We start from the raw sequence: 20,194 nt of genomic DNA, 5'->3' as shown, positions 1-20,194 counted from the left end.
TTTTAAATCGGATGCTTCAGTGCCTGGAATTACCTTTTTACTACCTTAGCATGATTAGTAACGAAGCCTACCTAGTTTAGCATCAGTTACTAACAAAATCAAAGTTTATAGAAGGCTAATCAATTCTATTTTTGCATAAGTAATGCTAATGGTTTAGAGGCAAGATTGAAAAAATGTTCGTACCACTCTATTGTCTCCCGCAAACATTCGTCAAGCGAATATTGCGGTTTCCAATTCAATAACCTCCGAGCCTTTTCCGCCGAAAGATACTGATGTATAATTTCATTCTTCGCCTGATTCAAAATAATCGGTTCCAAATGACTCTTATCCATCAATCCTAAAATCTTTCGCACCATTTCTACAACTGTAATTTGCAGCTCATTGCTGAAATTAAAAGCCTCTCCCCAGATTTCGCGCCTATCCATCTGCTCAGCTAGATGCAAATAAGCTAAAACCCCATCCTTGGCATAGAAATAATCCCGAATAAAACTACCGTCACTACGGATCACAACTGGCTTATCCCGCAACGCTGAACGAATTGTATCGGGGACAATTCGATTAAAATTTAAGTCTCCCCCCCCGTAAAAATTGCCGCACCGAGTAATGCAAACTGGCAAGCCGTAACTAACATAATAAGTCCGACAAATCAGATCGGCACAACTTTTAGAAACATCATAAGGATGTTCACCTTGCAGTGGTGTTGTCTCGTCGTAGGGTAACACCTCTTGGTCGCCATAAGCTTTATCGCTTGATGCTACCACAATTCGACTGACTCCCCCCACTTTGCGACAAGCTTCTAGGACGTTCCAAGTACCTTTAATATTCGTCTCAAAAGTAGCCAGTGGTTCGCGGTTAGCAACTCCTACAATAGTTTGAGCAGCTAAGTGAAATACTGTGTCTATTTCATATTCATTGATAGCCCGCTCCAGTGCTGGCAAATCTTCCACACAACCGCGCACTATATTAATACGCTGATGCCAGTCTTCCATGTAGAGCCTAGATTGCGGTACTAAGTCTCTAACTAATCCCGTTACCCTCGCTCCTCGTTGCACTAAATCAGCGACTAGCCAACTACCTAATAAACCAGTACAGCCAGTTACAAACACCGAACGATCGCACCAAAAATCCCTCATTCCCACACCCTCCAAGGAGCTTCTCCATTATCCCACAGCTCATTCAAATATTTATACTCGCGGTAGGTATCCATCGCAAAGAAAAATCCTTCGTGGCGGTAAGCCATCAATTGACCTTCAGCGGCTAAACGTTCTAGGGGTTCTCGCTCTAAAAAGCAATCATCTCCACCCAAATAGTCAAAAATACGGCGGTTTAATATTAAATATCCCGCACTTGCCCAACCATCTAATTGCGGTTTCTCCGTAAACTGTTGCACAGTACCCTGATTGTCCACATCCAAAATCCCAAACCTAGAAATAGGGCGGACTGTGGTAATAGTAGCCAACTTACCATGCGATTTATGAAAATCAACCAGCGCCCCAATATCTACATCAGTGACTCCATCTCCATAAGTCACCATAAAAGTATCGTCAGTAATGTATTTCTCAATCCGCTTCACCCGGCCGCCAGTCATAGTTTCTTGACCAGTTTCAGCTAGGGTGACATTAAAATCTTGCTCTTGATGTTCCCCGTGATAAGTGATGCAATTTTGGCGGCCTAAGCAAATAGTAAAGTCATTGTTCATTGCCTCATAATTGAGGAAATATTCTTTAATCATATTGCCGCGATAGCCCAAGCATACAATAAAATCGCGGAAGCCATAATGGGCATATATTTTCATAATATGCCAAAGAATAGGGTGTCCTCCCACATCCACTAATGGTTTAGGACGAAACTCTGTTTCTTCTCGGAGACGGGTACCGAGACCACCTGCTAAGATCACTACTTGCATTTTTTTACGATTTTAAAGGTCATTAATTAATCTGAAAATTGCCCAAGTATTTTTACTTTCAAATTGCTAAAAAATCTGTTTGCCCTTAAGAACTAAACCATTTTCGCCTCCACCATCATTCTGACAACATCTTGCATTTTATACTTCGCCTCCCAACCTAACTTTTCCTTAGCCTTACCCGGATTTCCACGACCAATAGAAATCTCAGTAGGTCTGTACAGACTCTCATCAATCACCGTATGTTCCCGCCAATCCAAATCTAAATAAGCAAAAGCTGCCTTTGCAAATTCCTCCAAAGTATAACTTTTGCCAGTAGCAATTACATAATCATCGGCCTCCGACCGTTGTAACATCAAATACATCGCCTCCACATACTCCGGGGCCCATCCCCAGTCCCGTTGTACTGAAATATTCCCCAAATTTAACTTTTCCGAACTTCCCGCAGCGATTCTACAAGCTACCGCCACAATCTTTTGCGTTACGAACCTTTCTGGTCGCAACGGTGATTCATGATTAAATAGAATACCAGAACACGCAAATAAATTGTAAGCTTCCCGATAGTTTGCTACCTCCCAAAAAGCCGTTGCTTTCGCTACCGCATAGGGACTTCTGGGATGAAAAGGGGTATTTTCATCCGCCGCCAAACCCCTCGTATTGCCAAAACATTCACTAGAACTGGCATTATATAATTTCACCTTGCCACCAGTAAACCGAATCGCTTCTAAAAGATTCAAAGTCCCAGTAGCAATACTTTCCAGAGTTTCAACTGGCTGTTCAAACGACAGTCCCACCGAAGTCTGACCCGCTAAATTGTACACCTCATCGGGCTGAATTTTTGTCAAGACTTGCAAGACGCTGCGAAAATCATTCAAAGACATAGATTCCATCTTCACGGAGTCGCGGATGCCTAAACGAGAGAGGTTTCGGAACTCAGACATTTGGGCATCTCGCGAAGTTCCGCAGACAAAATATCCTTTTTTAAGCAGTAGTTCAGCTAAGTAAGCTCCATCCTGGCCAGAAATACCACAAATTAACGCTCTTTTTATCACAACTAAACCTCAACATTCTATTCTTAATTACATCATTACGGTATCACTTAGCCAATAGTCAACACATAGGCTTCATGTAGACCAAAATTAGGAATAACATATTTCAATGTTCCGTTTCCAATAGACACATTCTCTTCCTTCAAAATCACTAATTTCTGCACAGCCGCCTCTTGAGCATTAGGAATTTTCTCTAATTTTAGATGGATTTTACCATTCTGGGCAACATTGAGCTGTTTTAAGTTTGCAAGAGTAACATTAAGTCTGATTGAGGAGGAATTATTCCGATCGAAATAGCCTAATAATACCTGTGCTTTCCCGCTAGAATTTGACTTGCTAGCCAAAGCTACAACCCTCTCAGAGGATGACTGACTTCGCACTCGCGAACTAGCTCCATCAGCATAAGCTTTATTCGCCCACCAAGCTGCTCTAGGCTGAAAAGAATTAGGTGTCACCATCCCAGCCAGAGTATTATTAAAGCAATTACTAACTTTATTGGGCCCCAAGCTACCCCAACAAGCTCTGCAAGCACCGTCGGCTTGACCTTTTTCCAAATTATAGAAATAACCAAGAATATCTCCTGGTCTATACTGTCCTACCTCTCCGACAATCTCATTCACATAAAGGTTTTTGATTTTTAGACTTGCGTAAGATGGACTTTGGATGAAATTGCGTCTAGCCTCAATCAAATGATCGTCAACAAACAAAATGTAATCATCATTCAGTTCGTGCCAAGATAAAAAATTAACTTCAAGTTTATTGGCTTTGCAGTAGTTAAGAAAAGCGGTAAGATACTCTTTGCTATAAATGGCAATGCTTGGGCCTCCAATTATTGCTTCTTGCCCTAATTCTTGACGCAAAACCTGATAAGCTCTTTTATAGGTTTCAAAAAATTGTTCTCTGGTTCCAGCCCAAAAAGGATTTGCCCAGTCAGGTTCATTCCAGACATCCCAAAGAATTTTTTTTCCTTTATTTTGTTGAGCAAGTTGTCGCACAAAAGCTTCCCAGGCAGGATAATTTTGATAGGGCCATCCATTCGGATTAGCTCCATATCCCCAGAGGTCGCTAACTACTAATTGAAACTCAGCACCAGCTTTGACAACTCGATCGTAAGTATCCAGTCTTCCTGCCCGCCAAAGTTTAGGTTTAAGGGGTGTAATCATACTATCTGGTGGGTTTTGGGGGTCGATGCCGTGCAGCATACCACTAACGGAATTAGTGGCTTGTGGTGCAGCAAAATCAACTATTACGTTAGCTTGTGACTGTCCAAAAGTTGGGTTTTGCCAGAAATATACTATTAATATAGTTGTGACAAAAGCTAACAAAAATTGGGGGATTTTGGCGAAAAATTTAATGATTGTATTTCTTTGCATATTACGTTTAGTGAATTTTAATTTGACAAGAAATTACAGGTATGTAGTTGCGCTTCAGCGCTCTTAGAGTATGAAAGAGCGCTGAAGCGCAACTACATACCTAAAAAGGGGTAAACAAGAAAAGTCCCGCTTTTAAGGGACATTTAGGGGGACTAAATCCCCAAATACAGTAGCTACCAATTCTTTCCATTCTGATGAATTTATGAGAGAGTAACTATCAAATTCTTTGCCAATTTCCGCATAAAAATTGGCAAAGTTTTGCACCCAATAGAAAATAGTTTCTGTTGCTAAAAACGGTGTACAATTTAAAGATTCTTTTAAATTATCAAACATTTCAGCAATATTTCCCTGACTATGAGCTTGCCAAGCAGTCCAAACCAAAGAACAGTAACGTAATCGGCTTTCTAATAATTTAATCTGTGCTGCCAATCGGGGATTTAAGGATGATTTATCCTCAGTTTTATCCGGCAATAAAGCTTGGGCAATGACATCAATATATTCTTGCACCATCCTTTCCTCCCGGAACATTGTTTCGGCTCTTAATTTACATTTTTCGCCTACAGATTGCCTCAATTCGGGATTAGCTACCCAGGCTTCTATGGTGGTTGCTAACTCTTTTACTGTTCCTTCGGGGTTAAAATTTGGGTTAGGTAATAACTTCCCGGTTTCCCCTAATTCTTCTGGAATACCGCTGACAGCAGTGGCAATTACGGGTAATCCTTTGGCCATTGCTTCCATGATTGCTAAAGGCATTCCTTCGGCTTTTGATGGTAAGATAAAAATATCACTGGCATCTAGCCAGTCTGAAATATCCCAGCGTTGACCTAAGAATTTCACCTGATTACTTACTCCCAAATTTATGACAGTTTCCCTCAATTTTGGTTCGAGATTGTCGTGAGTTGTTGCGCCGGGGCCAGCCCAAACAAAGTAAATTTGTGACCAAATTGGACTCTGTTTTAATTGGGCAATTGCTTCTAATTGATACTGATACCCTTTAACTGGAGTTAGACGCGCCGCTGTGAAACAGACTACGGCATCTTCGGGAATGCCTAATTCTGCTCGTAAGCGTTTACGAGTTGTCGGCATGGGGGGGGTAAAATAACTATCTGGCCGGCCATAATAGATTACTTTACCCCAATTTTGAGACATTTTAAACATTTTTCTACATAATTTCAAATTCTCAGAAGAAACGGCTACAAGTGATTTAGCTATAGCATAATGATAGGAGACAGCATCTACGTAAGAAACTTTATCCCATCGGGAGAATTTGGAATATGAAGGATCGATATAACCTAAAGCAATTATATAGGGTATACCAATTTTAATTGCTACCTGTTTAGCGGCAAAATTTGCCATCGGCCATCCGTCGCTAAATACAATTAAATCTGGGAAAGATTGGGAGAAAATGTTTTCAGCATCGGCTTGATTATAGGCGATGCGGGAAAACTCTTTCATGGTGTCGAAGCCTAACCAAATATGGCGGATACCGAGTTCTTTTTCTTTAACAATTAAGGGATTAGAAGTTTCGGTTTGTACACAAGTTACGTCGTAACCTTCCGTAGCTAATTTGCATAAAAGTGCATGGTTAAACTGAGCCATTCCCCCGACTCCGTGATCTTCGGTGTAGAGTAAAATATGGGGATGATGCTTGTGAGAAGTTAAACTGGTAGCGGAGGTAGATTGATGGGGATGATTCATCGCCATTGTCACTGCTGCTTGCCATTCTGGTAAAGAACTTAAGGAGTTTGCATCAAAGTTTTGACCAGATTCTAGGTAATAAAATTTAAAAGCATCCACCCAATTTAATATCGTTTCTGTTGGGGTAAAAAAGCTATAGGATAATGATTTTTCTAAAGCTTCAGCCATTTCTGTAAAATGACCATCGCGATACATTTGCCAAGCCATCCAGGTTAAGGATTCATAACGTTCTTTGCTTTTTAACTGGCGAATATTCTCAGGCAAATCTGGTCTGGTAAATAATTTTTGCATAATTTTTTCCATGTTTTTGATCGAGTTAGATTCATTATATATGATTTGATCTTTTTGTTGACGAACACAAATCAGGATTTCTTCTAACCAGGCTGATTTTCCACCTTTTAAAGCCAAACGCAAAGCAAAATCTAAATCAGACCCTACAATAAATTGAGCATCAAAACCTCCTAATTTTTGCCACCACTTTCGCCGCAGCATTATGGCGCTTGGAAGAATATTTTTATGGCTAATAAAATTTTCTAAATCTAATTTGGGCAACCGTTGCCAAGGCATTACTGGGTGAATATCTTTCCCTTTCTCATCGACTATTAGCCAACCTGTTTGTACCATATCCAAGGTGGGGTCGGTATCAAAATAAGCTAATTGTTTTTCGAGTTTTTCTGGTAGGAAAAAATCAGACCCGTCCAGAAAAGCTAAAAATTCTCCTTTGGCTAATTGGCAACCGCGATTTCTAGCAATTGCTGTGCCTTGATGTTCTTGATAGATGTACTGAATTAAATCTAAATAAGGTGATAAAACTTTACGGGTATTGTCTGTGGAACCGTCATCTATGACAATTATTTCCCAATTTTGGTAAGTTTGGTTAAGAATATTATCTAAGGCTTGGACAATATGGCTTTCACAATTATAAGCATTGATAATCACACTAACTCTGACTTTTTTAGAGGGTAAAATATTAGCGATTAATTGTTTCCATTCTAGTAAGTTTCTCAGGGTAAAACCATCAATTTCACAACCGTAAGCTTGAGAAATTGCGGTGAGGCGCTTTACCCAATCTATGATAGTTCTAATCACTGAGTATGGAGTATAGGACAAAGATTGTTGCAAATACTCCGCCATCTGTACGGGATGTCCGCTATAGTAAAGTTGCCATGCCATCCAGGTTAGTCCTTCGTAAAAAGCTGGCTTTTCTAATTGACGGATATTTTCTGGTAAATCGGTTCTATTAAATATATTTCGTTTTAATTGAATAGAAAGGTTAGCTTGTTTAAGCGCTCTCTGGATAGACACATTTTGCCCATGTTGACGATAGGCTACTGTGACTTCTTTTAACCAATCAGCTTCGCAGCCAGATAGGGCTAAACGCAAAATTAAGTCAGCATCATCTACGGAATCATACTGAGAATTAAAGCCGCCCAATGTTTCTAACCAATGCTTGGAAAACATCATGGCACTGGGAAGGAGAGGCATATAAACCAGCCAAGTTTCTAAGTTAAGTTTAGGCAAGTATTCCCAGGGTTTGACATCGAAAATAGTTTCGCCTTTTTCGTTAACAATTTGCCAGCCACTATTGACGATTCCCAGGGAAGTTTGAGTATCAAATATGGCAACTTGGGCGGCTAATTTATTGGGGAATAAAAAGTCATCTTGATCTAAGAAAGCAATTAATTCACCTTTGGCTTCTCGGATGCCACAATTACGGGCGGCGGCGACTCCTTGATTCCTTTGATGGAGATAACGAATTGTGTCTAAATAAGGCTGTAAGACTTGGCGGGTGTTGTCTGTGGAACCGTCATCTATGATAATAATTTCCCAGTTTTTATAGGTTTGGTTGATGATGCTTTCTACTGCTTGGATGATGTATTTGTCACCGTTATATGCTGGGATGATTACGCTTACTCTTGGTGTTATATTTGTCATTATGAGTTGGTTTTTGTGCTATGGATTTTTTTGATTAACCACAGAGGCGCAGAGGACGCAGAGGGAAGAGGTAGGGAGGGGGGTGATGTTAGGTTTGATTTAGCACGATTGGAGTATTTGAGGAGGGAGAAGATATTGGTTCAAGTCCTAATGTAGAATTAACTATCTGTTGCCATTCTAGGGAGTTAATTAGGGAATATGTATTTAGGGATTCTCCGTTTTCTGTGGCAAAGTTGGTAAAGTTTTGTACCCAGTTTAATAGGGTTTCGGTAATTAAAAATGGTGTGTATTTTAATGATTCTTGAAGGAGGTTTTGCATTCCGCTGTTATCTCGTTTATAGTACGCTTGCCAAGCTTGCCAGATTAAAAAGTTGTATTGCAATCTTTTCTCTATTTTTGCCATCCATCGAGCATTTTTAGGCGTTACAGATTTATCTATTTTGTCATCAGATACTAAAGCTTTTTCGATGGCTGCTACTGATTCCCTAAGCATTCTTTCTTCTTGGAAAAGTTGTTCGGCTCGCTGTTTGCAATTTCGACCAATTTCTCGCCTTAATTCTGGATTTACTGCCCAATTTTCTATGATTTTTACTAATTCTCTAACTGTTCCTTCTGGGTCAATGTTGGGATTTGGTAACAATTTTCCAGTATCACCAAGTCCTTCTGGAATGCCGCCGGCGGCTGAGGCAATTACGGGCAATCCTTTGGCCATTGCTTCCATAACTGCATAGGAAGGTGCTGCATCTCCAAGGGAGGTTAAAATGAATATGTCGCTAGTATCTAACCAGTCTCGGATATCCCAACGTTGTCCAAGGAGTTTAACTCTATCACTTACGCCTAATTCTTTAATTGTTACTTTCAATTCTGCTTCTACATCTTGATAGCTACCGATGCTATTTCCTGCCCAGACAAAATACAGTTTTTCCCACACCGGAGACTGTTTTAATTGCTTAATTGCTTCGATTTGATAGCGATGTCCTTTAATGGGTGCTAATCTCGCTGCTGTGAAACAAATAATCCCATCTTCGGGAATTTCTAGTTCTTTTCGTAACCGTTGACGCACGGTAGTATTAGGAGGTGTAAAGTATTCAGGAGAACGTCCTAAATAAATTACTTGTCCTAGATTTTTGGGTAATTTGAAATCTTGATGCAATAAATTCAAATGTTCGTAAGCGCCAACAATTACGGCTTTAGCTTGCAAACATTGATATAATACTCCTTCTATATAAGGTACATCTCCGTAAGAAAAATTTACGTTTTCTGGCATGACTAAACCAATTACCATTATGTAGGGTATTTTCATCTGGATTGCTACTTGTTTAGCGGCAAAGTTGGAAAATGGCCAGCCATCGCTAAAGATAATTAAATCGGGTTTATTGATGGTAAAAGTCTCGGTGGCATCTTCGGTATTTCTTAATACTCTGGCTAGATTAGGATGACTACTGAAATCTAGCCATAAGTGTTGTATTCCTAGCCGTTTTTCTCGTTCAACTAAGGGGCTAGAATGTTTGGTTTGTACGCAGGTTACTTGATAACCTAATGCTGCTAAATGGCAGAGAATTGTATGGTTATATTGGGCTAATCCACCCACACCTGGGTCGTCGGTATTGTAGAGTAAAATGTGCGCTCGCTTTTTGCGCTCTTTGGCACGATAACTCTGTTGGGATTTGACTGAATTAGTCATTATCATCAAAACAATACTTTGCCATTCTGGTAACTTACTGAAGGTATTGGTATCAAAATTTTCGCCATATTGTTGAGAAACTATGCGGAAAGTATCTAAACAATTTAAAATAGTATCGGTGGGTGAAAATGGCGTATATTTTAAGATGTTCTCTAAACATTCTACCATTTCTGGGAGATGCGAGTCTCGATACATACGCCATGCCATCCACTTTAAAGATTCATAGCGTTCTTGATTTTGCAACTGGCGGATATGAAGTGGTAAATCCTGTCTAGTAAAAAATTTTTCCATCACGGTTTCTGTGTTTTTCATAACGACGAATCCCTTAGACATTAGGTTAGAACTATGCTGGCGATAACCTGTAAGTATTTCTTCTAACCATACAGCTTGGCAACCTTTTAAACATAAACGTAAGACAAAATCTAAGTCTTCGCTTGTGGGAAGTTGACCATCAAAACCGCCTAAGCGTTCCCACCATTCTCGCCGTAGCATCATGGCACTGGGACGTACACATTTATATAAAATAAAGCTTTCTAAATCTAATTTTGGTGCTTGTTGCCAAGGCTTGACTTCAGAAATATTTTCTCCCTTTTCCTCCATGATAAACCAACCTGTTTGTACCATATCTAAGGCGGGGTTGGCATCGAAACAAGCGATCTGTTTTGCTAGTTTGTCTGGTAAGAATAAATCATCGCTATCGAGAAAAGCTAAAAATTCTCCTTTCGCTAACTGACAAGCACGATTTCTGGCAACGGCGGCCCCTTGATTTTCTTGATAAAGATAGCGAATTCTGTTAAAATAGGGCTGTAATATTTCGCGAGTATTATCCGTTGAACCGTCGTCTATGATGATAATTTCTAAATTTTTATAGGTTTGGTTCAGTACGCTTTCTACCGCTAGCGCGATGTAGCGATCGCCATTATATGCTGGGATAATTACACTGACGCGCGGTGTCGAATTTGCCGTTAACATGAATTTCTGAAGTAATTGGGAAGAGGAAAGCAGCACAACCCAGATCTAGACGTGCTATACGGGTTTTTTATCCCTGTTTAGCTTGTAGAATACAATTTTACTGACGTTTGCAACTCTATAGGATAACAGAATAGTGAATCCAGAAACAGAAGTGCTTGATTTGCTGCGACAGGCAGAAGTAGATTTAAATGAAGGAAAGTTAGATCGAGCGATCGCTTCGTGCAAGCAAGCTCTACAAATTGAGCCAAACTCGGCCCAAGCTTGTAAAATCTTGGGTAAGGTGCTGCAAACTCAAGGTCAGCTAGAAGAGGCAAAGCAATGGTACAATAAGGCGATCGCACTCGATCCGAATTTAGCCGATGTCCACGCTAACCTTGGCAGTCTCTATGCTAACCTCGAACAGTGGCAAGAGGCGATCGCATCTTACCAGCAAGCTTTAACTCTCCAACCCAAGTTTGCGGGAGTTTATCGCAACTTAGCTAGACTATTTGAGCAAATTGGCAAGCCAGAGGAAGCCGCAGATTTCTGGTATATTGCTCTGATGTTAGAGCCAGATTTCACGGGTGAAACATTTCTCCATGTCGCCTCTAGCTTGATGGCGCAAAATAAAGTAGAAAGAGCAGTTATCTGTTACCTCCGCACTATTTATTTGAATCCAAGTTGTTACGAAGCTTATTATAAATTAGCAGAAATTGAAACTTCACTGGAACAGTGGGATGATGCGATCGCTCACTATCGCAAAGCTATTCAACTCCAGCCAGATATATCTGAATTATACTACAAATTAGGAAACGCTCTGCAAGCAAAAGGACTCTTAAATGAAGCTGTAACCACTTACCGCTTTGGGCTCGATCTCAATCCCGATTACTTTTGGTCTTACTACAATTTAGGTAATGCTCTTCTTAAATTGGACAAGTGGGAAGAAGCTCTTGCTGCTTATCGATTTAGCCTTGAACTTAACTCTGATTTCGCTTCGTCTTACTATTATATAGGCGATGCTCTTTCTAAACTAGAAAAATGGGAAGAAGCGGCCGCAGCTTACCGCCGTGCTATCGAACTTAATCCCAATTTCTTCGGAGCTTAGCACACTTTAGGAGATGCTCTTTTGAAGCTATAAAAATGGGAACAAGCCGCCTAACCACTCTTGAAAATGGCGATGATAAAGCCGATAATGAATTTCACCCTCTATCAATTCCGCGATTAAAAATTCAATCCAATTTTCTAAAACTTCTTCCACATCATACTCATCTTCATTAATTGCCGCCGCCATCGTTTCTACAGATAAAGGCTGTTTCTCTGCGGCTAATACCCTCAATAATCCTAATTCAATGGCAGATAAATCGGGGTTTTTCATCCGCGCTAAATGACTTTGATAGTAAGTTTCTAATCCCGGCGGTAGCGGTTGCCAGTGGAAGGGTTCGGGATAAATATTATTAGCAATTCCTGGTAAAATTTGACTCAGGTACATAAAGTTATTTTCACTTTCATCGGTGAGTCTTTCGCAGAATTGTTCCTCGTTTAAATGGTAGGGGGTTAGGTAATTCTCAATATAAGTGCGGATATCTTGGCGGTTTTGTTCGGGATATTCCTGTAAATCCAAACTTTGATAAGGGGTTTCGATTAACAAACCCGATTTATCTCTGGGAAAGGGGCGGCGAGAGAGGAGAAAATAAACACGGTTGGGCAAATAGCGGGGGAGATAAAATAAATTTGAGCCTGGGGGTTGGCTGTGGCGGTCAATTCTGTCGCAGCCATCTATGGTAATAATTAGTTTTTGATTGGGTGCGAGTTGGTCGCTGATTTTCTGGAGTAATAGCGAGAGAAACCAACTCCCCTCGGTGACATTATCGGGGAGGTTGGTGATGGTTTCGCCGGCCTGATTGGTGATGCCATTGGCACTCAATCTTTCCCTCAGTAATTGGGTGCAAAGGGTGAGGAGAAATTCAGCGGTTTGATTTTTGCCTGTCAGTTCGGCACTGTAATAGATGACGTGGGGATTTTCGGCGGCATATTTGGCGAGGATAGCACTTTTGCCGGTGCCGGGTGCGCCGATGAGGGTGAAGTAGCCGCGAGGTTGGCGGGTGAGGAACTGGTTAATTTGGGTGAAGATGAAGGCGCGATGACTAAAGTTTTGAATCTTATCGCGGATGTGTTGCTGAAATTCTGAGGCGGTGGGAATGGGGGTGGTGTTCATGGTGATTTCTCCATTCCTTCTAGGCGTAGGAAATGTAATCTTCCTGATGCTTCACCTGCTACAATTGTCACTCCATTAGGTGCAACGGCACAGCAAGTTATAGCACTTTCTCCCGTGAAACTGGCAATAACTTTCCCACTGGATAAATCCCACACTTTGAGAGTGTTGTCATCTGAACCAGAAATGGCACGTTTGCCATCGGCGGTGACGGCGACTGCATTAACCGAGTCGCTATGACCTTGGAGGGTGAATTGTAACTCACCAGTTTCCAGAAGATTCCACACTTTGAGAGTGTTGTCCTTTGAACCAAAAATGGCACGTTTGCCATCGGCGGTGATGGCGACTGCATTAGCCGAACTGCTATGACCTTGGAAGGTGAATTGTAACTCACCAGTTTCCAGAAGATTCCACACTTTGAGAGTGTTGTCATCTGAACCAGAAATGGCACGTTTGCCATCGGCGGTGAATGCCACTGCATAAACCCAACTGCTATGACCTTGGAGGGTGAATTGTAACTCTTTAGTCTCCAGATTCCACACTTTGAGAGTTTTGTCCCTTGAACCAGAAATGGCACGTTTGCCATCGGCGGTGACGGCGACTGCATTAACCGATTTGCTATGACCTTGGAGGGTGAATTGTAAATCTCCAGTTTCCAGATTCCACACTTTGAGAGTCTTGTCTAATGAACCAGAAATGGCACGTTTGCCATCGGCGGTGAATGCCACTGCAAAAACTGAACCTTTATGACCTTGGAGGGTGAATTGTAACTCTTTAGTTTCCAAATTCCACACTTTGAGAGTCTTGTCTAATGAACCAGAAATGGCACGCTTGCCATCGGTAGTGACGGCGACTGCATTAACCCAACTGCTATGACCTTTGAGGGTAAATTGTAACTCTTTACTTTCCAGAGTCCACACTTTGAGAGTCTTGTCTAATGAACCAGAAATGGCACGTTTGCCATCGGCGGTGACGGCGACTGCATAAACCCAACTGCTATGACCTTTGAGGGTAAATTGTAACTTTCTAGTTTCCAGATTCCACACTTTGAGAGTCTTGTCCTCTGAACCAGAAATGGCACGTTTGCCATCGGCGGTGACGGCGACTGCATTAACCGAGTCGCTATGACCTTGGAGGGTGAATTGTAATTCTCCATTTTCGAGATTCCACACTTTGAGAGTGTGGTCATCTGAACCAGAAATGGCACGTTTGCCATCGGCGGTAACGGCGACTGCTTCAACCGAACTGCTATGAACTTGGAGGGTGAATTGTAACTTTCTAGTTTCCAGATTCCACACTTTGAGAGTGCTGTCCCAGGAACCAGAAATGGCACGTTTGCCATCGGCGGTAACGGCGACTGCATTAACCAAACTGCTATGACCTTGGAGGGTGAATTGTAGCTTTCTAGTTTCCAGATTCCACACTTTGAGAGTCTTGTCCCTTGAACCAGAAATGGCACGTTTGCCATCGGCAGTGACGGCGACTGCTGTAACCCAATTGCTATGACCTTCGAGGGTGAACTGTAACTCACCATTTTCCAGATTCCACACTTTGAGAGTCTTGTCCTCTGAACCAGAAATGGCACGTTTGCCATCAGCAGTGACGGCGACTGCTGTAACCCAATTGCTATGACCTTCGAGGGTGAACTGTAACTCACCATTTTCGAGATTCCACACTTTGAGAGTGTTGTCCTTTGAACCAGAAATGGCACGTTTGCCATCGGCGGTGACTGCCACTGCATTAACCTCGTTGCTATGACCTTCAAGAGTGCGTAGCAGTAGTCCGCCTGGGGGAGTTAAGCTAGGAGTCAAGGGGCGTAGCCAAGTCGTTTTAGTCTGCTTTGGCTGGGACAGCAATGCTTTAATTTCTAACATTTCAAATCCCTGCATTCGCCCTAATAATTGCCCCGGTAGTTGCGTCTTATCCTTCGCCAAAACATGAGCAGATAGCCGCAGCGCCCCTTGAATTAATTGCAACGCCTTGACTTTTTCTGCGTGATACTCTGGGTGGGCCAATACCTCTGCTTCGCTCAGTAAATCGTAATCCTCAATAAGCGCCTGCACCCCAAAGTCTGGGTGCTGAATTTTCTCAGACAAGAAATCAAAATCTGTTAGAAGTTCGCAATACTCTTCTAACTCCCCAGACGATACTAGACTGTGAGCAAAGCTTCCCAGATAAGCGCATTCAAAAACAGCCTTTTCCAGCAAATCATCCATTGCTTTGACCTGCCTCTTTTTTGCTCTGCCTGTACTTTCTAAAATACTCAGCAATTCGTCGATTTACTTCTTTAAATAACTTTCGTTCCCGCTCCAATTCTTTTTTCCTTTCCAAAAATTCAGCAAAACTGGTGTGATAGATTTTGTAGCACATCGCTCCCAAAAATTGCACCGGCGGTACATATTCCACCCAGCGCTCTAAAAGCTTTTCTACGTCATATTTATCTTGCTCAGCAATATCAGCAATTATACTGCTAGTAATTGGGGTCTTAATCTCCTTTAAAATAAAGAGAATAATCACCTTAAATTCATTGGGTGCAGACTCCATTTCCATCCTCACCCAATGATTTTGATAATACTCCTGAAGACCATTAGGCAATTGCTTTAATTCCAAGTTATTATACTGACCATTAGCAATAGCTGGCAAGAGATAGCGCAAGTACATAAAGTTATTTTGACTCTTAACCGCCACCTGCTCAACAAACCCCTCCGCCGTCGTGTTGCGGTCTTGAATCCACTTTTGCAAATTCTCTTGATGCTCTGGATCTTGGAGAAACAATCCAATATAATCTTTAATATCAATGTAGCTCAATTTCATATACTCTTCCTCCCTTAAGTCCAACTCGCGAAAGGGAACTCCAGGCGACAATAACCGCTTTTTCTCCAGTATGTAAGGCCGTCTCGTCAGCACGAAATAAACCCTATCTGGCAGTGTCGTCGGTAAATATAACAAGTTATATCCGGGTTCTTGCTCAACTTCATCAAGAGCATCTACAACAATGATTAGCCGTGCTCCGGTTGCCAGTTTTTGACTCGCTTTTTCCAGTAAAGTTGGTAAATCATCGGCCGCTGTATTCTGCAACTGGTAACGCTGAATTAGTTGCTCTCGAATGCTAGTAAGAAACTGCTCCGGGCGATTGCGACCCTCTGCTAAAATATTGAAGTAACAGGGGTATTGGCGGTCATAAATTAACTTGGCTGCAAGGGCTGTTTTTCCCATACCGGCATCACCGATAACTGTAAAATATCCTTTGGTTTCTTTGCCGATGAATTGGTCAATTTCATCAAAGACAAATTGGCGGCCGCAAAACTTCTTAATTTTTTCTTGGATGACAGATTTAAACTCTGCTGGTAGCTCATATTGAGGATACCAATCTTTCGGATCGATAATATCCGTTGGCTCTATCCCCAAAGCTTTAGCAATATTTTTAACTCCCAATCTTTCAACCCCATTGGGACATTCTTTTGTCCCAAGTAGCCGCTTAACTGTATCTTCACTAACACTAGCCATTTTTGCAAGTTTATCAATAGTCAGTCCTGCTTCTTTATAGGCTTCTCTAAGTTTAGCTTTTCCTTGTTCACTCGATTGAACTTTATCAGATTCAAGCATGGCAAATCTCTAGCTATTACCGCGAATATTCCAACTATAGCAAGCTTATTGTAACTTGAAAAGGGCAGATAGTTTTTGTCTGTCTGCCCTATCTGCCCTAAAAAATAGGGCAGTTCATAATTACACTTAAACCTAACTGCCCTTGAGGTCTATTTTTCTATCTCTTAAGATGCTGTTATCGAGTTGAGAAAAATCTTATGTTGCAGCTTAAATCTGAGTCTCAAGACAACCAAGTTAAAGAACAAGTCCGCGAAACCTCTCATCCTCAAAAGCGCCACTGCTTAATTACCTTTGCGATTATTCTATTATTAGAAGTGCCCCAAGTCGCTTCTGCTTGGATAACATTGGCTGAAAAAATGCCCTTATTACAAAAGGGATATACCCAAGTAATTGAGATAGTCCTAAAGACTTCAGCTAAATAGAGTAAGGTAAGCGTTGCGAATTTAGGATCAAAACTTACGCACGCTGAGGTCAGAAACCGGGTTTCTTTGTAGATACCTAGTTAAGAACCCAAGATTTTCATAGAAACCCGGTTTCTTTGCCTAACTCAACCAACAACCAACAACTAACCACTAACAACTAACCACCAACAATTACCCACTGCATCAACTGCTGCCACTCCGCAGATTTCCCCAACATATCAACATCAAAATCATCTCTCTCATTCTCATAAAATTCTGCGAAACTTTCCACCCAGTTAATAACAGTTTCCACAGGCAAATAAGGCGTATAACCCCAAGAACGCTGTAGAAACTGCACCATTTCAGCGCGATGGCCTTTCGAGTGCAAATACCAAGCAATCCAGACAAATGTACTATACTTAATCGGCTTTTCTAACAACCGTATTTTCCCTGGCAATTCCGGCAAAGCAAAGAAATTTTCTATCACTTTTGCCAGAGAGTTAGCCTGCGGTAAACCTTTAAACATAGCACTCTGTTCGTGCTGCCGATAGCAAACAGTCACCTGCTTTAACCACTCAGTTTCACACCCCATTAAAGCCAAACGCAAAGCCAAATCCGTATCTTCAGCCGGAGGAAACCGAGGATCGAAACCACCCGCACGTTCTAACCATGTTCGGCGAAACATCATCGCACTTGGCAACACAGGTTTCCACCGCAACCACATCTCTAAATCCAATTTCGGGACATTTTGCCAAGGTTTAACGTCTTGCAAAAATTCACCTTTACTATTAACTTTGCGCCACCCACTATGAACTATTCCTAAGTTAGGTTGCGCCTCAAACATTCCAATCTGGGCCGCTAATTTGTCAGGGAGAAAATAATCGTCGGCATCCAGAAAAGCGACAAATTCGCCCCGCGCTAGCTGAATGCCATGATTACGCGCAATAGAAACTCCTTGATTTTTTTGATAAACGTAGCGGATGTGGGAACTGTAAGGCTGCAAAACTGAAACCGTATCGTCTTTTGAGCCGTCATCGACAATAATTATCTCCCACTGGGAGTAAGTTTGAGCGAGAACGCTCTCCACCGCTTGAACAATATAAGAGGCGCAGTTATAGGCGGGAATTACCACGCTTACCAAAGGTGTCATAAATAGAAGGCTAAGGCAGGACAAATTATTGTAGACTGGGCGCTACCATCATCTCATTTACCGTAGAAAAATATCATCGCACTAGCGCCCACCAAAGCTGCTGTTACTCAACCAGAAGACAGAAATGCAGTAATTAGGAGCCAGCCAAACTCAACCCGCTAGGATTCATTAACGGATTATTGCTTAATTGTTGACTGCGATCGCCCTCTAGGTTCAAATATTTTTCAACCACTTGTAAAACTTTTTCCGCAGTAGGAGGCTTACTCACAAAATCCGTCGCACCCGTCCACTTAGCTCGCGTGCGATCGACAATACCATCCTGACCCGTCAAAAATACGATCGGAGTGTCCCGGAATGCAGGAGTTTGCCGCAAAAAATTGCACAGAGTAAAACCGCTAGCCTTCGGCATAATCACATCCAAAAAAATTAAAGCAGGCTTTTGCTCGGCGAGAGTCGCTATTCCCTTCATCGGGTCTTGGATTTTCACAACTCGATACCCAGCAGGTACCAGAATTTGCTCTAAAAACTCGCAAACCGCACGGCTATCATCAATACAGGCAATTAAAGGGCGCACCGGCTGAACGATCGCCGCCGCTAAGCGCCACTGTTCCAGCGGCGAAGGCAAATCCTGTACCGTTCGGAAATCAATTAGACCTTGCTTGACAAAGTGATATAAAGTGCGAGTTGCCACTGTCAAACATTGCTTTTTCTTCAAAGCAATATCCCAGAGAGTATTCTGACCATTGAAGTGGTTGCTCAAAGCCAGCAAAGAATCAGAACTAACTCGACTTTCCAAACTCGCAGACTGTTTTAAAATCGGTGCGAGATCAGGATCTAAGTGCGACAAACCCATCGCTTCCCACTTTTGGCAAAGTTCTTGATTATCCAAAAGCATTTGCTCGCTTTCTAATTTTGAGATCAGCAAACGGGGATTAATTGGAAAAAGAGGCTGTTTGTAGAGATGCCACTTTCTTTTCAAGCCTGACTGATTAGCGATGGAAAAGAAAACTTCATAAATACTGCTGCGGATAATACCCTTGGCTTGCTCGACGCTCATCTCTCTTTGAGCAATCCCGTGTTGTAGGAGTTGATATTCCCAAAGCTCCTCCGCAGCCATTTGGTGAAGATTTACCCGAAAATCAGGACAATGATCCGCGATCGCCCTGTACCAGCGCCGAGAGCGGTGCAATCCCCCGGTAGCATAGAGCATACACCCGTCAAAAAAGTAAAGTTGCCATTTTTGCTCCCCGTGCTCTAGGAGCAATTTTCCAGTAGCCCGCCTCTGGCTAAGTACAGCCAGGGTATCGGACAGCATCTTGCACCCAGTAGCGGTGGCTGACATATTAATCCACAACCTCTTACTCCATTGATATTTTATTATTTATTAGATGTCGGGAGATCGGTAATATCACTGAAGTTAGGATAGCTGTGTAATTCCCCCTATTTTTAAATATTAACTTACACTTTAAGTATTTGGCAATCCAACTTTACGCAATCTTTAAATTGTCAATAGACACTGCTACAGATTGTAGGGCAGATTACTTAAAATTATAGTAAAAATCCTTAGAAATCAAAGAGAAGTTACGGTGGGTGAGCGTAGAAGCCTTTCTGGGGGGTCTTATACCTACAGGCTGCGACACATCAGTTCGGATAAGGGTAATTGGTAAGTGGTAATTGCGATCGCAACAGACCAGAATGTTAGAGTATATATCCGTAACGCCGCCCCCTGGGGCGGTTAAGACACCGCCCAGAGAGCGGCGTTATGTAAGTTCTCAAAGAAATAAAATTTGCTTTGTCCCTCTGAGTCCTGATTCCTTCTTCTTCATTCTTCATCCTTCGGAGGCACTGGATCGTAACCGCCGGGATGGAAAGGATGGCAGCGCAAGATGCGACTAATTGCCATTTGCCCGCCCTGCAAAACCCCAAATCGTTCTATTGCTTCTACTGCATATTGCGAACAAGTTGGATGAAATCGGCAGGCAGGAGGTAGGTGAGGAGAAATTAAAATTTTGTAGCCCTTAATTAATCCAATTAGTAATATTTTCATTGTTAGTTGGTAATTGGTAATTGGTAATTGGTAATTGGTAATTGGTAATTGGTAATTGGTAATTGGTAATTGGTAATTGGTAATGGCTAATTGCTAATTGCTAATTGCTAATTACTCATCTTCCTCATCTTCCCCATCTTCCCCCGCTCCCCTGCCCCTCTGCTCACCCGCTCCCCTGCTCCCCC

General features: G+C 41.9%; 14 protein-coding genes. 2 read left to right on the top strand and 12 right to left on the bottom strand.

The window, feature by feature from the left end:
* Positions 1 to 125: 125 nt before the first annotated feature.
* From PY364_RS02860 to PY364_RS02835, 6 genes are all read right to left on the bottom strand, one after another.
* Positions 126 to 1,133 carry a GDP-mannose 4,6-dehydratase gene (locus tag PY364_RS02860; RefSeq protein ID WP_275520371.1) on the bottom strand — a complete coding sequence of 336 codons (1,008 nt, stop codon included), beginning with the start codon at positions 1,131 to 1,133 and terminating at the stop codon, positions 126 to 128.
* Positions 1,130 to 1,906 (bottom strand): glucose-1-phosphate cytidylyltransferase, encoded by a 777-nt coding sequence (rfbF, locus tag PY364_RS02855; protein WP_275520368.1) that lies wholly within the window; start codon positions 1,904 to 1,906, stop codon positions 1,130 to 1,132. The genes PY364_RS02860 and rfbF overlap by 4 nt, the downstream gene beginning before the upstream one ends.
* A gap of 92 nt (positions 1,907 to 1,998) precedes the next feature.
* Positions 1,999 to 2,952 carry a GDP-mannose 4,6-dehydratase gene (locus PY364_RS02850; RefSeq protein WP_275520441.1) on the bottom strand — a complete coding sequence of 318 codons (954 nt, stop codon included), beginning with the start codon at positions 2,950 to 2,952 and terminating at the stop codon, positions 1,999 to 2,001.
* 50 nt (positions 2,953 to 3,002) lie between these two features.
* Positions 3,003 to 4,325 (bottom strand): beta-xylosidase, encoded by a 1,323-nt coding sequence (locus PY364_RS02845; RefSeq protein ID WP_275520366.1) that lies wholly within the window; start codon positions 4,323 to 4,325, stop codon positions 3,003 to 3,005.
* 132 nt (positions 4,326 to 4,457) lie between these two features.
* Entirely contained in the window at positions 4,458 to 7,958 is a 3,501-nt protein-coding gene (locus PY364_RS02840; RefSeq protein WP_275520364.1) for a glycosyltransferase, read from the bottom strand.
* A gap of 88 nt (positions 7,959 to 8,046) precedes the next feature.
* Positions 8,047 to 10,614, bottom strand: coding sequence for a glycosyltransferase (locus tag PY364_RS02835; RefSeq protein WP_275520362.1), 2,568 nt, complete (start codon positions 10,612 to 10,614; stop codon positions 8,047 to 8,049).
* Between the two features lie 133 nt (positions 10,615 to 10,747).
* Here PY364_RS02835 and PY364_RS02830 point away from each other — a divergent pair, with 133 nt between their 5' ends.
* Positions 10,748 to 11,698: a tetratricopeptide repeat protein gene (locus PY364_RS02830; protein WP_275520359.1), complete on the top strand. Its 951-nt coding sequence runs from the start codon at positions 10,748 to 10,750 to the stop codon at positions 11,696 to 11,698.
* 27 nt (positions 11,699 to 11,725) lie between these two features.
* Here PY364_RS02830 and PY364_RS02825 read toward each other — a convergent pair whose 3' ends face one another.
* From PY364_RS02825 to PY364_RS02815, 3 genes are read right to left on the bottom strand one after another with little or no spacing between them, the layout of a single operon-like run.
* Positions 11,726 to 12,808, bottom strand: coding sequence for an ATP-binding protein (locus PY364_RS02825; protein WP_275520357.1), 1,083 nt, complete (start codon positions 12,806 to 12,808; stop codon positions 11,726 to 11,728).
* Positions 12,805 to 15,021, bottom strand: a complete 2,217-nt coding sequence (locus tag PY364_RS02820) for a WD40 repeat domain-containing protein (protein WP_275520354.1) — start codon at positions 15,019 to 15,021, stop codon at positions 12,805 to 12,807. The genes PY364_RS02825 and PY364_RS02820 overlap by 4 nt, the downstream gene beginning before the upstream one ends.
* Positions 15,014 to 16,411, bottom strand: coding sequence for an NACHT domain-containing protein (locus PY364_RS02815; RefSeq protein ID WP_275520352.1), 1,398 nt, complete (start codon positions 16,409 to 16,411; stop codon positions 15,014 to 15,016). The genes PY364_RS02820 and PY364_RS02815 overlap by 8 nt, the downstream gene beginning before the upstream one ends.
* Positions 16,412 to 16,608: 197 nt before the next feature.
* Here PY364_RS02815 and PY364_RS02810 point away from each other — a divergent pair, with 197 nt between their 5' ends.
* Positions 16,609 to 16,833, top strand: coding sequence for a hypothetical protein (locus PY364_RS02810; RefSeq protein WP_275520350.1), 225 nt, complete (start codon positions 16,609 to 16,611; stop codon positions 16,831 to 16,833).
* A gap of 157 nt (positions 16,834 to 16,990) precedes the next feature.
* On the opposite strand, the gene PY364_RS02805 is transcribed toward PY364_RS02810, so the two are convergent.
* The 3 genes from PY364_RS02805 to yidD all read right to left on the bottom strand — a co-directional run bounded on the left by PY364_RS02805 (position 16,991) and on the right by yidD (position 20,009).
* Complete coding sequence (locus PY364_RS02805) at positions 16,991 to 17,962, bottom strand: glycosyltransferase (protein ID WP_275520348.1); 972 nt, start codon at positions 17,960 to 17,962, stop codon at positions 16,991 to 16,993.
* Between the two features lie 133 nt (positions 17,963 to 18,095).
* The gene (locus tag PY364_RS02800; protein ID WP_275520346.1) at positions 18,096 to 19,304 is read right to left on the bottom strand and encodes a response regulator; all 1,209 of its coding nucleotides are present in this window, start codon (positions 19,302 to 19,304) and stop codon (positions 18,096 to 18,098) included.
* Positions 19,305 to 19,784: 480 nt separating this feature from the next.
* Positions 19,785 to 20,009 (bottom strand): membrane protein insertion efficiency factor YidD, encoded by a 225-nt coding sequence (gene yidD, locus PY364_RS02795; RefSeq protein WP_275520344.1) that lies wholly within the window; start codon positions 20,007 to 20,009, stop codon positions 19,785 to 19,787.
* Positions 20,010 to 20,194: the final 185 nt, after the last annotated feature.

The sequence above is a fragment of the Kamptonema sp. UHCC 0994 genome (assembly GCF_029167235.1).
Classification (GTDB): Bacteria; Cyanobacteriota; Cyanobacteriia; order Cyanobacteriales; family Microcoleaceae; genus Kamptonema.
Note: the sequence above shows the minus strand (reverse complement) of the source record. Positions and strands in the feature narration are given on the sequence as shown.